We start from the raw sequence: 15,216 nt of genomic DNA on the forward strand, positions 1-15,216 counted from the left end.
GGTACTTCACATCATATTTGACGAGGCGATGATGACATTCCGCACACTGCCACGCCGCTCCCTGTTATCCCTGACAACAGGAGTGTCTCTCATCCTGGCCGGTGCCTGCTTCGCCAGACCAGTCATGGGGCATGCTGCATCAGCAGGAAAGCACCGCACAACAAAAGCTGTTTCCAAACCCGGCTCTCAGGCGAGCGCAGCAGTTCGGCCTGCTGCACATCCACGGAAAACGTCCATGGAAGCACGGGGGGAGGAACAGATTGTCGTGAAATCAAATGTGCACCGTACACCGAGTGGCGTTACTGGCCGGGATGTTGGAGGAGGTCTGATGAAAAAGCAGACTTCAACCGTTGCGGTCAGTACGGTTACGCGCGATTTTATTGCAGCTCAATCACCCGCTTCATCATCCTATGAACTGTTGCGGATGGTTCCAGGTACGAATGTTGCAATGTCAGATCCCTACAACATGCAGTCAGGGAATTTCATTGTTCGTGGATTGAATGGTGATGAAATTGGCTTTCTGATGGAAGGCGCACCGCTCAATAATGTGGGAACCTATGTGACGCTTCCATCCCAGTATCCGGATGGTGACAATATCGATTCTGAAACTCTTCAGCCTACAACGGTTGATCTGACAGCTCCCATGATTGGTGCGGCTGGTGGTCTTACAAGTATGACGCTTCGTACGCCCTCCGATAAATTCGGTGGTCAGGTCAGCGCAACATTTGGTTCATATAACACGTACAGGCAATCGGTTCGTATTGATAGCGGTCTGATCGGTAATTCTGGTGTAAAATTCTACGTCGGATACTCACATCTCCTTGGTGATAACTGGAGAGGTCCGTCATCACCATACCACAGAGACCATATTGATTTTAAATTACAGAAAGACTGGGGTAAAATAGGAACATCAAAGCTTGTTGTTTCCTATACCGATTATCAGCTTGACATGCTGACCACTCCAACGCTGGCACAATACAGAGCTGACGGAAAAAATTATAATTATAGCAATAAATTTACTGGAACTAATCCTTCATATTATAAACTCCATGGAGAAGAGGCTGGAACAATTATCGTCAGTGCTCCAACCAATCTGAATTTGTTGAACAATTCTCTCAAAATTGATATCACGCCATACCTTTATCATTCGTGGGGCGGATTTGCTTACGGAAGCGTATTGCCCAATTCAGGAAATGCGTTCTATGGCAACACCCCCGTCTCACTGGATATGTCCGGTGTTCCCTCTCATGGCGCTTCAACGGTGGTCAATGTCCCGACAGTTTTCGATATTGAACATCCAGGCATCAACACTGTTGTCTCATGGAGGAAAGGGATCAACACTTTAAAAGCAGGTTACTGGTTTGACTATACGCGGCAGACCTATGAAACGACGTACGGTGGTGTGAGCGCTTCTGGAGCGCCGCTTTCGCTTCTGGGAAGTTACAGCACCAATGCTCGACTGAAGAATGGCACTGAATATAAGTCTACTGACTGGCTGACCACGACCTATACTCATGGCCTTTACCTTGGCGATGAAATCAGGGCTTTTAATGACAGGTTGCTAGCAGAAGCTGGTGTTAAACTTGTGTGGATCCATCGCCCGGGAGAAAATTACCTTCCAGGTCCGCAATCTGATGTCGGTCAGAATGCATTTCAGGTTACGCCTCAGGTTGGATTCCGTTATCAGTTCACGCCCGAACATCAGATATTTCTCAGCGGAAACACGGCTTTTCGTATGCCTACAGCGAATTCCATGTTCAACAGCTACAACGGTGCGACAGGTAACCTGCTGATCGCTGGTAACAATCAGCAGAAAAACGAGTTTTCCATATCAGAAGAAATTGGCTATCGTTATACAGGAAAAGAGCTCATGGCGACTGTCTCTTTCTTTAACTATAATTTCACAAATAGACAGATTTCTACGGCTGCGATCATCAATGGCGGTTCCGTGAATACCTTTATCAATGCCGGTGGCGAAACTGGTCGTGGCGTTGATGTCGAGATCGGAACCCGTCCCTGGCATCATTTCCGTCCATATCTGTCAGGAGAATATCTCCGTGTAACGACAGACAACAATCTGCAGGTAGGCAATGACTATCTGCCAACAGCCGGAAAAATTGCGGTCCGGGCCCCGAAATGGAGTGCGTCATTGGGTCTGAATTATGATGACGGATCTCTATTTGGTAACGTCAATCTGAAATATATTGATAGTCAGTATTCAACATTCATGGATGATCAGTCTCTGCCTGCCCATACCAATGTCGATCTTGCTGTCGGATATCGTTTCCGCTCTTTTTCTCATTTGAAGCAGCCTGAGCTTCGCCTGAACATTCAGAATCTGGCCGGTTCCACTTATCTTAGCGGTAGTAACTCGGTAACTGGTGCAGCCCATGCCACGCGCGGTATTCATGGCACCATGATCGCCGGTTCTGATCCAACTTATTATCTCGGAGCAGGTCGAGCATTTATTGGTACATTTACCGTAGGATTCTGAATTTCATCTAGAATTTCAAGGCTTTTAAGACAATTTGTGGCTACGCCTGATCTGCGATAGAGAACAGGAATCTATGAAATGAGATGGCAAAAAAAGCTTCTATTCTGCACCGCTCTTGCGTTGGGTCTTTTCCCGGTTAGGGGTGAAGGTCATTGCCTTCCACCTCTTGACCCGATGGAGCCAACAATTGTCACGCTCGGCACTGGAGGTGGACCTATCGCCAGAAGTGAGCGTGCAGAAACATCGACAGCGATTTTAGTCGATCATCGTACCTATCTTGTTGATGCCGGAGCAGGGACATTACTGCGACTGGCGGCGGCGCATATTCCACTGTCATCCATCGCAGGGATTTTTATTACGCATTATCATATCGACCATACAGGCGATTTGCCGGCTCTGATCGGCACGCGATGGGTGAATCGTATTTATGCTCCACTCCCCATTGTTGGTCCCCCGGGCGTAGAAGATATTACCTCCGGAATCTGCCGTTTTCTTGAGCCGACCAGACAGGCGCGTACAGGTAAAATCGATGCAGCGCCAACGCCTTGCAGTACGCTCGTTCCTGTGACACTGAAGGGACCACTAAGAGAATTTGATGGAAAAGATTTTCGATTAACAGCAGTGTTGAACACACATTATCATGGAGAGACTGCTCGGGCAGCAGAATCGCTTTCATTTCGTTTTGAGTTTCCTCATAAAACGCTTTATTTTACCGGCGATACAGGCCCATCTTCAGCTATCATCAGTCATGCCAACGGATCAGATACTCTTATCTCTGAGGTAATTGATGAAGAGAAAATGAGAATTTATCTGAAAGCTCATTATCCCAATATGAATTCTTCTGAAATGAAAGCGCTGCTGGTTCATATGACTTCAGAGCACCTGACCCCTTTACAGGTTGGCGAACTCGCAAAACAGACGCACGTAAATTCTGTTATTCTGACTCATATTGTACCTGGACTTGATGCTGAGACTGATGATAGCCAATATACGTCTGGAGTAAAAAGTCAATTTACTGGCCCAGTTTATTTATCCCATGATCTTATGTGTTTTGGGTCAGGCTCTGATCATAAAATATGATTTGTATATCAACAACATGTCGTTAGGGCGAATCGACATTCAGTATCCCGATAATCTGATCCTGCGAGAAACGTACTTTCTTCATCATCTGTCTCCAGTGGACAGACCTTACTTCAAGTCGAGGGCATTTCAGGGGCAAGGTCACAGTCCATAGCGCCGATCAATGCCCACATGGTTCTTGTAGCCGAACGCGGGCACAGCAAAATCAACCCGTTTTGTCCCGTTTTTGCTTTGGAATATTTGATCGTCCAGCGTGCCTCTCGATCTTTCTGCGCAGGTGTTTTCGGTTTGTCCTTCCAGTCCTGAGGGAGCTCACCCGCCTTCAGAATGGCCTTTTCTGCATCCGTGTTGCGCTGTCTGGAGGCAGCAGCGACCGTGGTATCAATGATCTCCCCACTCATGGCCATTGTAAATTGCCCATGGCGGTGATGGCCGAAAGCGTATCTGCCTCGCGTTCGTCAATGCAATCACTGGAATGTTGCGAGGGCAATAACAGAGCAGGAATTTTCATCCGGAACGGAGAAGAAATCAGGCTGATCTCTCAGATAGAAGATCAGCTTGATCATGACCGGTAACACAGAAACATCCCAAACAACGGAATGACAGGACACCCTCAGTCAGGTGGAAGGTGTTTCAGAGCTGCTGTTATCGCGCTCCGAAGTTCCTTCAGGCTTTTCTTTTCCGATACGGCACATTGAAGATCCTCACGTTCAGAGAGTTTCAATACGGCCATCGTGATTTCATCGGAATGCCGCATCAGGACGACAAGACTTGATCCGTTTGGCCCGTTCTTCGCGCTCAACCAGTTCCCGACCGTTCGCATATTGGCGCCCGTTAACCGGGCAATGTGTTTCACATGCGCCGGTGTGCTCCCGAAGTCACGCCTGAGCGCGTCTGCAATGACGGTCGCGAACGTAGCTTCGGTATCGGCGGATGGGTCGACAGGAAATTTATTTCCGTCCTTCGCGTGAATTTTTCGGTCTTTGTTTGAAAACGACATTCCGCTCTTCCTTGAAGTAGAAAGGAGAGTGTCGGGGCAGGACGGATGCAGGCCGAATGCGACTGGATCGTGGATCAAAATTTGAGCGGACGGAATTCCGTCCGAAGCGTAGAGCCGGGGATGACAGTGGAAGCATCTGGAGGAATACCCCCGGTACGCGCCGCCCAATATGTGCGGATGTCAACGGATCATCAGAAATACTCGACGGAGAATCAGGCCGAGATCATCGCCGCCTATGCCGCACGCCGAAATTTTCAGATCGTAAGGAATTACGCTGATGAAGGGCGAAGCGGTCTCAATATCGCCGGACGCGACGCGCTCCGGCGTCTGATCGGGGATGTGCAAAGCGGAGCCGCCGATTTCGAGGCCGTTCTCGTGTACGATATCAGTCGCTGGGGACGTTTTCAGGACGCCGACGAGAGCGCCTATTACGAGTTCATCTGCCGCGAGCGCGGCATTAATGTCCATTATTGCGCAGAGCAATTCGACAATGACGGAAGCCTCCCGTCGAACGTCATGAAAAGCATCAAGCGCGTGATGGCCGGCGAATATAGCCGTGAGTTGTCCAGCAAGGTCTTCACGGGGCAATGCCGCCTGATAACGCTCGGCTATCGTCAGGGCGGCCCCGCCGGTTATGGATTGCGCCGTTTCCTCGTGAACGAGAACAATGAGCGAAAGGCCGCTCTCGCGCGTGGAGAGCATAAAAGCCTCCAGACTGACCGTGTCATCCTCGTCCCCGGTCCCCAAGAGGAGATCGAGACAGTGTGCCGGATCTATCGGCTGTTCGTCCTGGAGCGCCGATCAGAGCGGGAGATCGTCACCATCCTGAACAGCGAAGGACGGATGACCGATCTGGGAAAACCCTGGACGCATGCGATTGTCCGTCAGATTTTGACGAACGAAAAATATATTGGAAACAATGTCTACAATCGCATTTCCTTCAAGCTCAAGAAGAAGCGCGTGGTCAACGACGCCGATATGTGGGTCCGTGGCGACGGTGTCTTCGAGGCGGTCGTCGATCCCGCGTTATTCGAGGCAGCGCAGACAGTTTTCGCCGAACGGGCGCACCGTTTCTCTAACGACGAATTGCTCCGGATGCTGTCCGATCTCCTGTCCTTGCGGGGAACCCTCTCGGGCATGATCATCGACGAGGTCGAGGATATGCCCTCTTCGGCCGCCTATCGACACCGCTTCGGCAGTCTGCTGCGCGCCTATGCGCTGATCGGCTTTCAGCCAGCCCGCGACTATCGGTATATCGAGACGAACCGCCAGCTTCGACTGATGCATCCTGAGGTCGTCGCCAGCACCGTCGCGGGTATCGAGACTATCGGCGGGAGCGTCACTGTCGACCCGCGTAACGATCTGCTTTTGGTCAATCAGGAGGTAACCCTGGCGCTGGTCATTGTCCGGTGCCAGACGACCACCGCAGGGTCTCTTCGCTGGAAAGTCCGCCTGGACGCAAGCCTTCGTCCTGATGTGACGGTCGTGGTCCGGCTCAACCCGGACAACAAAACCGTGAAAGATTATTACCTTCTGCCGTGGCTGGATGTCGGCGGCAGACCACGGCTGGGAATGGCCGAGAAGAACGGGATCGATCTGGATTCCTATCGAACGGACGATCTGTCCCCTCTTTTTCACATGCTGCGTCGTCATACGCTGGAAGGCCCGCTTTGATGTCCGAGATCGTCATGATTCCCATTGCCTCGATCGAGGTTCTGAATCCGCGCGCCCGAAACCGGAAGATCTTCGACGAACTGGTGGAGAACATCCGCAGGGTCGGTCTCAAGCGACCGGTTACAGTCCGGCGATCAGCGGACGGGACGCGCTACGAGCTGATCTGCGGACAGGGCCGGATGGAGGCGTTGCTGAAGCTCGATCAGACGGAGATACCGGCTATGATCATCGAAGCCACGCGCGACGAATGTTTCGTGATGAGTCTCGTCGAGAATCTGGCCCGGCGGAACCTTACGTCGCTCGAGCTGATCCGTGAGGTCGGCTCCCTTCGCGAGCGGGGATACAGCAACGCCGAAATTGCCGAGAAGATCGGTTTCAGCACCGAGTATGTCTATTCGATCAACGCTCTTTTGGAAAAGGGCGAGGAGAGATTGCTTGATGCCGTTGAGCGCGGGATCGTCCCTCATACGATTGCAGCGGAGATCGCCCGCGCGACGGATGCCGAGGTCCAGAAAGCGCTCACCGAGGCCTATGAAGCCGGTGAACTTCCCGGCGACCAGATCCTGGCCATCCGCCGGATCGTGGATGACCGGAATGCTCTGGGCAAAGGGATAAGGTCAATCCGAGTGGGCAGCAAAAGGACACAGCCGACGACTGCGGCCGCACTCGTGCGGGCCTATCAGAAGGAAGTCGAGCGACAGAAGATGCTGGTGAAGAAGGCGCATCTCACACAAGGTCGCCTCACGTTCATCGTTGGTGCGATGGGCAAACTGCTCGCCGAGGATCATTTCGTCCAGCTACTCCGGGCCGAAGGGCTCGCAACCCTGCCACAGCCGATTGCCGCGCGTCTTGGCGTTGAAGGGGCTCAGCCATGAGCAAACCGATCCGCATTTCTTTCGAGCGCAAGGTGTATGAACTACCCCTCGGCGCGATCCTTCCGCTCCGGCCGATGACGAAGCGGATTATCGCGCTCAAGCGTTATGAACGAATCGCGACCTCCATCGGTGTCGTAGGCATCATCGAGCCGCTTGCCGTTGCCAAGGCGGATCGGGAAGGACGGCATCTGCTTCTCGACGGGCATCTGCGACTCCATGCGTTGCAGGAACAGCGCGTGGAAAGCGCGCCCTGCATCATCTCGGATGACGATGAAGCCTTCACTTACAACAAGCGGGTCAATCGTCTGGCGACAGTACAGGAACATTACATGATTTCCCGGGCAATCGATCGGGGAGTGCCCCCAGCCATGATTGCCGTCGCCCTCGGGATCGAGGAGAAAATGGTGATGCGTCGGCGCAGCCTGCTTGACAGTATCGCCCCCGGTGCGGTGGAGATTCTCAAGGATCGGCCGGTTAACATGCAGGTGTTCGATATCCTCCGTAAGATGAAGCCATATAAGCAGGTCGAGACGGCTGAATTGATGGTCGCGATGAACAATCTCACCGCCGCCTATGCAAGGGCAATCCTGGCGGCGACAAGGCAAACCGATCTTGTGAAACCCGACCGGCCCAAAGCTGCGACCGGCATAACACCGGATCAGATGGCCAGAATGGAACGCGAGATGGAAAATCTCGTCAAGGATTACCGCGCGATTGAGGCGACGTTCGGCGACGATGTCCTCCAGCTTGTCCTCGCGGGCCGTTATCTTGAGCGGCTGATGGAGAATACAAAAATCATCAGCTATCTTGAGGCGCGCTATCCGGAAATTATAAGTGAACTCCGAATCATTGTGTCTGCAACATCGCTTGATGCAGGCTGATTTGTTTGGAATACCTGAAGAAACCTTCAATTATTTTCATATCAAATCATGAAACCAAACATGTAATAAACAAGATTCTCAAACATGCAGCCGTTGCAGCAGAAGCCGTTCATCAGCTTAAATCAAAGATCCTATCGTCAACGTGCTACAAAGCTGACCATTACCTGAAAAGCGTAGTTTGGATCACGTCCATTTTTGGGAAATGCCAATTACGCCCGTCACAGAAAAATGCAGGCGCAATCCCGTATATCGCTTTCGAAACATTTGTATAATTTACAAATACAGACAAAACGGCCTTTCAAAATCAGGTCCTGCCGCCTGTTTACAGAGCGAATTCCCCCTCAATTAAGCGGCATCCCCTCCCCATCCGCTCCCTTTCCTTTCGGCGCCGACTTCCGCACATCCCCCACCTCCACCGCCGATGCACCGTTCCCCCACGCGCCCCGAATAAAGCTCAGCACATCCGCCATCTGCTGCCCGGACAGCACATGCGCAAAAGACGGCATCACGAATGCCGAAGGGGCGTTACGTGTGGCAGGAACAGTCGCCCCCTTGAAGAGCAGCGTGATCAGAGCGTCTGGCTGCTCGTCCATCACCACCGGATTTCCGGCAAGTGGCGGGAAAACGGAGGGATAGCCGCGTCCATCATCACGATGACAGGCCGCGCAGTGATCGACATAGACCCGCGCCCCGCGAGCGCTGACATCCCCGCTCCGCAGCGCGGTTTCCGTAGCCGCGTCATATTTCCATACTGGATCAGGTGTTTTCCGTGCCGGTAACGAGCGCAGATAACGGGCGATCGCGTGCAGATCATCGTCGGTCAGATACTGCGTGCCATGCTCGACGGCGTCCGCCATCCCTCCGAAAGCCGATCCTTCCGAAGCTCGGGCATCACGCAGGAACGCGACGATGTCGTCCTCCGACCATCGCCCCAGACCGGTCCGGTTTTCCTGACGCAGCGAGGGCGGATGCCAGCCATCCACCGAACCACCGCCCGACAGATAGAGATCGCCATCCGCTGCGGTGAGCGCCTTTTCCTGCAAAGTCAGGGCTCGCGGCGTATGACACGCGCCGCAATGTCCCGCCCCCTCCACAAGATAGGCGCCACGCGCCAGAACCGGGTCAGGGAAGGAGCGCTGTGTCGCCCTCCGCGCGCTCTGTGGCGAAGGTGCGAACATCCCGCGCCACAGGGTCAGCGGCCAGCGCATGGACAGCGGCCAGACAATCGTGCTGGCGGGCGGCGTCGTGGCCACCGGCTTCACGCCATAGCGAAAATAGACGAACAGAGCATGGACATCCGCATCCGTCATGCGTGCGTAAGACGGAAACGGCATGGCCGGATACATCGACGCCCCATCCTTCCGTACGCCTTCGCGGACCGCACGAGCGAACTGCTCTTCCGTGTCGCCCCCGACGCCATGATCCGGATCAGGCGTGATGTTGGGGCTGTAGATACGGCCCATCGGCAGGTCGAATGGCACGCCACCCGCAAACGGAGCCTGCCCTCTGACGGAATGGCAGGCCGCGCAGTCCGCCGCACGGGCGACATATTCGCCCTGCCGGATCAGGTCTTCAGACGGCGTAGCGGCACGGGCTGACGCAACGAGTGGAAAGACAGCCAGACAGAACGCGAAACGAAAGCCTCTCATACCGGCACCAGCGGACCGGGAGATTTCAGATAGGTCGTGCGGATATGGTGCGCCGACCAGTAGGCAAGCGCCGCGACCATCCCGGTCGGATTGTAGCCCATCCCTTGAGGGAAGGCGTTGGAGCCGATGACGAACACGTTCGGCACGTCCCAGCTCTGGAGATAGCGGTTGATCGCGCTGGTGTGGGGATCGTCGCCCATCACCGCGCCGCCGCCCAGATGGGTCGTCTGATAGATCCGCGTGTCGAACGACTTGCCGGGTTCCAGCATGCCGAGTTCGTACTTGGTGGCTCCGAGCGCCTTCATGATCGGCTCGATCTGGCTGACCACATAGCGGTTCATGCGGATATCGTTGTCCTGCCAGTCGAACGTCATACGCAGCAGCGGCTGGCCGTAGGTGTTCTTCCACGTCGGGTCGAGATCGAGAAACACATCGCGATAGGCCATGTTGCTGCCATGCGCGTCGATCGCCATCGCATGCCTGTAGGTCTCGACCAGCGCCTTCTTGTAGCCCGAACCCCAGCGCGGCGCGTCCTTGCCGCCACCGATTGTGGACGCGGCAATCGCTTTGACGCCCGCCTGATTGACCCAGACCGGCGAGCCGCCGACAAAGCCATGCGGCCCGTGATCAAAATTCATGCTGTTGAAATTGTCGATGGCGACCCCTCCGCCGCCCGTGCCGATGAACTGATTGGTGAATGTGTTCTCCGGCAGCCAGGCGCGGGACGTGGTGATGGTCTGGTAGACAAAATTCCGCCCGACCACGCCTTCGTTCTTCTGCGCGTCATAGGGTTTGCCGATGCCAGACAGCAGCATCAGATGCACATTGTGAAACTGGAAAGCCCCAAGCACGACAAGGTCCGCCGTGATTGAGACCTCCTTGTCCGAATCGAGATCGAGATACGTCACCCCCGTCGCCCGTGTCTTCGTGCTGTCGAGATCAACCCGCATGACATGCGCCCGCGTGATCAGCGTGAAATTCGGATCTTTCCGCAGAACGGGAAGAATATTCACGTTCGGCGAGGCCTTGGAATACATGTAGCAGTCATAGCCGCTGCAATAACCGCAGAAATTGCACGGCCCCATCTGCGCGCCATATGGATTGGTATATTGCCGCGACGCATTGGCGGCTGGCAGCGAGTAGGGATGATACCCTGCCTCACCAGCCGCCTTGCGGAAAAGGTTGGCCGTATAAACGTCTTTCAACGGTGGCAGGGGGAAATCGTCGGAGCGTGAGGGTGCGAACACGTTGCCGTTGCCGACGATCTTGCCGTTGATCTTGTAGGCCTCACCGGACGTGCCGAAGACTTTTTCTGCTTTATCGAAAAACGGCTCCAGTTCGTCATAAGTGACGCCATAATCCTGAAGATTCATCCCTTCCGGAATGAATTTCTGACCATAGCGGGCAATAACACTGCTGCGCAGCGCAAGATCGTCGGGAGCGGCGCGGAAATGCACGCCTGACCAGTGCAGCCCCGCGCCACCCACACCCTCACCCGGTAGAAACGCCGCAAGCTGGCGGTAAGGTAAAGCAGTCTGCCCGATCCTGTTGCGGATGGTGACGGTCGTGCGTGACAGATCCTGAAACAGCCGATGACGGATTGCGCCGCGCAACTCGTCGATAGAGTCCGGATACGCGCCCTCCACCGCTGTCGCGCGATCCGGGCCGCGTTCCAGCATGATGACCTTCAGTCCCGCTTCCGTCAGTTCCTTGGCCAGAATCGATCCGGCCCATCCCGCACCAACCACAATGGCATCGGCATTCATCGTGCTCATTGTGTCACGGGCTCCGTTTTGTCTGGCGGGGAATGGTCAGGGGAAGAAACACGGAAGACACGGATCAGGCTGTCTCGCCGCTGATCGACACGCTGCCCAGCGGATAGGCCGGGCCATACTGGTCCACCCAGTCCATGAAATCAGCACGTGCGCCGGGAAAACCGAGCATCACCCAGCCTCCCAGATGACGGTTGCCGCCATGGATCGGGTCGGAAAACGCACCTTCCAGCGTGTTGGTGCGAAGCTGTTCGAAGAAAATACCCGCCGTCAGGGTGTCGCCCAGCATGATCGGCAGCTTCTCGAACGCGCTCAGCATCTCGATCTGGCTGGGATGATCCAGATCCGCAAAGACGTGACCATGATGGTCGCGGCAATAACGGTCCGCGCCCGCAATCCCGATCCGGTAGATCTCGCGTGGCGCGTAGGGAAGCTGATAGCCGAGATTGGCCGGTCCCTGCTGGAAAGGTTCACTCATGAACCACAGGCTACCACGGCCGTAAGGAGTCTCCATCTGGCGGTCGATGAAACCCACGACGCCAAGGGCTTTGGCTCCCGGTCCGGTCGCGTCTTCCGGAAAGAGCTGCTCGGTCGCGGCCTCCAGAAAGCGCCATTCATCAGGCGTGAAATAACGCGGCGTGTAGGCTTGATCCGCCTCCGCCGCGATGGCCCGCCGCCAGTCAGCGAATTCGTCCGCCGTCCAGAAAGCGGCCGTTCCGGCAAGCGCCATGAGAAAATGTCGCCGCGTCATACCCGGCGGAACCGACAGTCTCCTAGATGTTTCGTTCTGAACACTCATGATGCCGCACAGTGTCACATCCCTGACACAGGCTGTAAACCATCAGGACGTTCAGGGCGACATCACAGCCTGATCCGACCCACATCATCATGAAGCCGCAACGAGAGCGCGGACAGATCAAAAATCGACGTCGCCGCAGCATCCGCTCCACATATACAGCCGGTTCGGATGTGTCATTTCCAGAGCGGAACAGTGGTAGGCATCACAGATGGTGAACGCATCCGCCAGCGTGAAATGAAAGGGGATATCCTCTCATACATAGCGCGATATCGTCGCAGAGATTTTTTCAGAAATCCCCTTGTCCCATAGACCATTATTCCAGCCCAGCTGCATGCTGTTCCTGCCATCCGGGAGGCCAGTGAGAAACTTGTTTCCCGACACGGAAAAATCGGGATGGAACGGCATGACAAAACCACCAGTCCCATCCGGCTGCTCCAGAACGGTTCTGGTCGGGGAAATTTTCGCGGCACGCGGGTCACTATATCCACGTACATCCTGCAACGTGCCGTAATAATGATCAAACGACCGATTTTCCTGCATCAGGAAAATAACGTGTTCGATATCTTTGATGGATCGATGGGTCATGTAAGCCGGAATCGCAACCGCCTTGGGAATACTTGCAGGAAGGCTTCCCGCCAGAACCATTTTCATAAGATTTCTTCGACTGGCGTCATCTGGTGGAATATTTCTCTCAGCCATTTCTGACATGTCCATTCCGTCAGACCATGGCTTTCCTGTCGAAAGATTTCGGAATACTCCTGAATATTTCTATTAATATTCTGTGGCCATACTGGCTCAAGGCGGCCAAGCCACTTTTTCCATGCAAAAGCGGAAACACGGACAGAGATGCAAACCGCCGCACGTCCGCTGCCAGAGCAGAATGCGGGGCAATCACGGAACTGGTGTCAACGGACGGAAGAACCGCCCGCCCGGCGCCCGGTCAGAAGCGCCCTGACCAGCCCGATCTGCTCGGAAGGACAACTGACATACAGGCCCGGCATACCATCAAGTGGCCAGCTCACCAGCCCGATATCATCGTAAATGGGCAGGAAAACTTCACCGGTGCCCCAGAAGACGGGCTGATGGCCTTCCTGCAACGCCAGATCGCGCAGACGCCAGATCGCGGACGGAGCATCGGCGTCCTCACCAGCGGGATCACCCAGTCCGATCACGAAATTGCCGCGCCTGCGAAACGGAATAGCCGCTGTCCCGGCCTCCCCTACCACCATGCCGTGTACCACAGCGACAGGAACCGCTGCGATGGCGTGGTCCAGACTGTAATACCAGTCAGCGTCCTTTTCGTTCCAGGACCGCACGATCACACGCCCCGGACGCGCCAGACTGGCGATGACCAGCAGGGCGAGCGCCCCTGCCACCGTCACGATCCAGCGGGCATGGCTGCCGTCCGGCACAAAAAGCCGCCACCAGCTGTCGGTCGCCTCACGGTGCGTGCCGATCAGCAGCGCGCAGCCGATCAGCAGGATCAGCGACAGGATCGTGGTGAAGGACAGCGGTTCACTCAGCAGACGCGCATGACGGTAGTAGCAGCGCCGGAAAGGTGCGACGAGAAATGCCGAAAAGCCGAGCACAACCGAGACCACAGGCGCGTTGCCGCGCATGAACGTTACCGCTGCGGCCAGCACCAGAACGAAAAGAGTGGCCCCCCATGCCAGCGTCACACGCTGTGACAGCCCCACCGCCAGTGCGATCAGGGACGCCCCCGCCAGTGTCAGGGCATAGCCGCCGACCTGCCGGGAGACGAACATGATGATCTTCGGACCCGCAAAATGATGCACCGGGTTGATGACCGGCAGGATCATCAGCAGGACACCACACAGCGCCACTGTACCCGTGGCGACGGCTACAGAGAAATCGGCCTCGCTCTCCCGCACAACCTGACTGGGACGCCGCGGTTTTGCAGGAGAATCGCTGTTTTCCCGATATTTCTTGCGCGCCAGCGCGGCGTCGCCGCGCAGAAACAGCTCGTGCGCCGCGAACATGCCCCCCGCGAGAAACAGCGGGATGATGTAGTAGAACAGCCGGAAGACGAGAATGACGCCAATGATGTTCGGCTTGGACATATAGGGCCCGAGCGCCAGCAGCATGGCGCTGTCGAACACGCCGAGACCGCCCGGCACGCTGGCCACCAGCCCTGCCGTGTAGGAAGCGATGTAGATGGCCAGAAAGGATGTATAGTCGATCGTGTCCGGTGGCAGCAGCACCCACGCGATACCGGCGGTCGCCGCCATGTCCGCCGCCGCCACGACCGTCTGGGCGATGGCCATCGGCGCGGACGGCAGGTCGATCTCCTTGCCCCGGCACGTCACCTTGCGCCATTTCAGACCGGCAAAGATATAGGCGAGAACGCCGAGCCAGCACAGCACACCGATCCCTGCCGTCACCGGCGCGGGAACACGGCCACCCAGACCGGGCACGGCGCCCGGCTCCAGCAGCAGCACGCTGCCGATCAGAACACCCGCGCCCAGCAGATAGGTGACCGAACAGAATGCGATGATATGGGCGATCGCGAACGGCGGCAGTCCCCAGTTGCGATAGAGCCGGAAGCGCACCGCCGCGCCGGAGACAGCCGAAAACCCCAGATTGTGGGACAGAACGTAGGAACAGAAGGCGGCAAAGGCGGTCCGGAGGAAAGACACGTCCCTGTGCCCGACCTGAATGACGGCCAACCGGTCGTAGAAGGACAGAATGAAATAGGACAGAAAGGTGCAGGCTACACCCGCCATCAGCGCATGGTGCGAAATACCGCCCAACGCCATCCTGATATCAGCCATGCTCAGCGACTGCACTTCCTTGCGGACCACCAGAATGGCGGCGACCATCAGAAGCAGACCGAGCAGGTGCGGCAGATGTTTCAGCCAGCGCTTCCAGCCTTTCGGCTTGTCCCGGAGCGACTGCGTGCTCTGAGCCAGAGCCTCCACACGGGAGACCATGGCTTCTTCCTGTTCCGGAGAGAGATGAGGCGGCTTTTCTC

Annotated in this window: 10 protein-coding genes and 2 pseudogenes; 5 read left to right on the plus strand and 7 right to left on the minus strand. The window is 55.7% G+C overall.

Annotation, left to right across the window (positions count from 1 at the left end; genetic code table 11):
- The first annotated feature begins 82 nt into the window (after positions 1–82).
- Positions 83–2,494 (plus strand): TonB-dependent receptor, encoded by a 2,412-nt coding sequence (locus A0U92_RS14050; RefSeq protein ID WP_187668777.1) that lies wholly within the window; start codon positions 83–85, stop codon positions 2,492–2,494.
- A gap of 78 nt (positions 2,495–2,572) precedes the next feature.
- Positions 2,573–3,574: an MBL fold metallo-hydrolase gene (locus A0U92_RS14055; protein ID WP_077813738.1), complete on the plus strand. Its 1,002-nt coding sequence runs from the start codon at positions 2,573–2,575 to the stop codon at positions 3,572–3,574.
- Positions 3,575–3,718: 144 nt separating this feature from the next.
- On the opposite strand, the pseudogene A0U92_RS14060 reads toward A0U92_RS14055, so the two are convergent.
- Both A0U92_RS14060 and A0U92_RS14065 read right to left on the minus strand, forming a co-directional pair.
- Positions 3,719–3,981, minus strand: a pseudogene (locus A0U92_RS14060) (IS5/IS1182 family transposase); the annotation flags it as partial.
- Positions 3,982–4,187: 206 nt separating this feature from the next.
- On the minus strand, positions 4,188–4,574 hold the full coding sequence (locus A0U92_RS14065; protein ID WP_077813739.1) for a hypothetical protein: 387 nt from the start codon (positions 4,572–4,574) through the stop codon (positions 4,188–4,190).
- Between the two features lie 120 nt (positions 4,575–4,694).
- Between A0U92_RS14065 and A0U92_RS14070 the strand changes: the two genes are divergently transcribed.
- The 3 genes from A0U92_RS14070 to A0U92_RS14080 are packed head-to-tail and all read left to right on the plus strand — an operon-like array spanning position 4,695 to position 8,004.
- A complete protein-coding gene (locus A0U92_RS14070; protein ID WP_236748158.1) occupies positions 4,695–6,248 on the plus strand; it encodes a recombinase family protein in 1,554 nt (517 codons plus the stop codon).
- On the plus strand, positions 6,248–7,123 hold the full coding sequence (locus A0U92_RS14075; RefSeq protein WP_077813741.1) for a plasmid partitioning protein RepB C-terminal domain-containing protein: 876 nt from the start codon (positions 6,248–6,250) through the stop codon (positions 7,121–7,123). The genes A0U92_RS14070 and A0U92_RS14075 overlap by 1 nt, the downstream gene beginning before the upstream one ends.
- On the plus strand, positions 7,120–8,004 hold the full coding sequence (locus A0U92_RS14080; protein WP_236748159.1) for a plasmid partitioning protein RepB C-terminal domain-containing protein: 885 nt from the start codon (positions 7,120–7,122) through the stop codon (positions 8,002–8,004). Before A0U92_RS14075 ends, A0U92_RS14080 begins: the two co-directional genes overlap by 4 nt.
- Positions 8,005–8,345: 341 nt before the next feature.
- Here A0U92_RS14080 and A0U92_RS14085 read toward each other — a convergent pair whose 3' ends face one another.
- The 5 genes and pseudogenes from A0U92_RS14085 to A0U92_RS14110 form a co-directional block, all read right to left on the minus strand.
- On the minus strand, positions 8,346–9,653 hold the full coding sequence (locus tag A0U92_RS14085) for a c-type cytochrome (protein WP_077813742.1): 1,308 nt from the start codon (positions 9,651–9,653) through the stop codon (positions 8,346–8,348).
- Complete coding sequence (locus A0U92_RS14090) at positions 9,650–11,428, minus strand: GMC family oxidoreductase (protein WP_077813743.1); 1,779 nt, start codon at positions 11,426–11,428, stop codon at positions 9,650–9,652. Before A0U92_RS14090 ends, A0U92_RS14085 begins: the two co-directional genes overlap by 4 nt.
- Positions 11,429–11,492: 64 nt before the next feature.
- Positions 11,493–12,176, minus strand: coding sequence for a gluconate 2-dehydrogenase subunit 3 family protein (locus tag A0U92_RS14095; protein ID WP_077813744.1), 684 nt, complete (start codon positions 12,174–12,176; stop codon positions 11,493–11,495).
- Between the two features lie 165 nt (positions 12,177–12,341).
- Positions 12,342–12,938, minus strand: a pseudogene (locus A0U92_RS18360) (alkaline phosphatase family protein).
- 191 nt (positions 12,939–13,129) lie between these two features.
- Positions 13,130–15,175 (minus strand): phosphatidylglycerol lysyltransferase domain-containing protein, encoded by a 2,046-nt coding sequence (locus A0U92_RS14110; RefSeq protein ID WP_408736126.1) that lies wholly within the window; start codon positions 15,173–15,175, stop codon positions 13,130–13,132.
- Between the last annotated feature and the right edge of the window lie 41 nt (positions 15,176–15,216).

The sequence above is a fragment of the Acetobacter aceti genome (assembly GCF_002005445.1).
Classification (GTDB): Bacteria; Pseudomonadota; Alphaproteobacteria; order Acetobacterales; family Acetobacteraceae; genus Acetobacter; species Acetobacter aceti_B.

What these genes read in the sequence shown, in the direction of transcription:
- A0U92_RS14055 (WP_077813738.1), top strand. Translation starts at nt 2,573, where the DNA reads ATGAGATGGCAAAAAAAGCTTCTATTCTGCACCGCTCTTGCGTTGGGT.
- A0U92_RS14065 (WP_077813739.1), bottom strand. Translation starts at nt 4,574, where the DNA reads ATGTCGTTTTCAAACAAAGACCGAAAAATTCACGCGAAGGACGGAAAT.
- A0U92_RS14070 (WP_236748158.1), top strand. Translation starts at nt 4,695, where the DNA reads ATGACAGTGGAAGCATCTGGAGGAATACCCCCGGTACGCGCCGCCCAA.
- A0U92_RS14075 (WP_077813741.1), top strand. Translation starts at nt 6,248, where the DNA reads ATGTCCGAGATCGTCATGATTCCCATTGCCTCGATCGAGGTTCTGAAT.
- A0U92_RS14080 (WP_236748159.1), top strand. Translation starts at nt 7,120, where the DNA reads ATGAGCAAACCGATCCGCATTTCTTTCGAGCGCAAGGTGTATGAACTA.
- A0U92_RS14085 (WP_077813742.1), bottom strand. Translation starts at nt 9,653, where the DNA reads ATGAGAGGCTTTCGTTTCGCGTTCTGTCTGGCTGTCTTTCCACTCGTT.
- A0U92_RS14090 (WP_077813743.1), bottom strand. Translation starts at nt 11,428, where the DNA reads ATGAGCACGATGAATGCCGATGCCATTGTGGTTGGTGCGGGATGGGCC.
- A0U92_RS14095 (WP_077813744.1), bottom strand. Translation starts at nt 12,176, where the DNA reads ATGACGCGGCGACATTTTCTCATGGCGCTTGCCGGAACGGCCGCTTTC.
- A0U92_RS14110 (WP_408736126.1), bottom strand. Translation starts at nt 15,175, where the DNA reads ATGGTCTCCCGTGTGGAGGCTCTGGCTCAGAGCACGCAGTCGCTCCGG.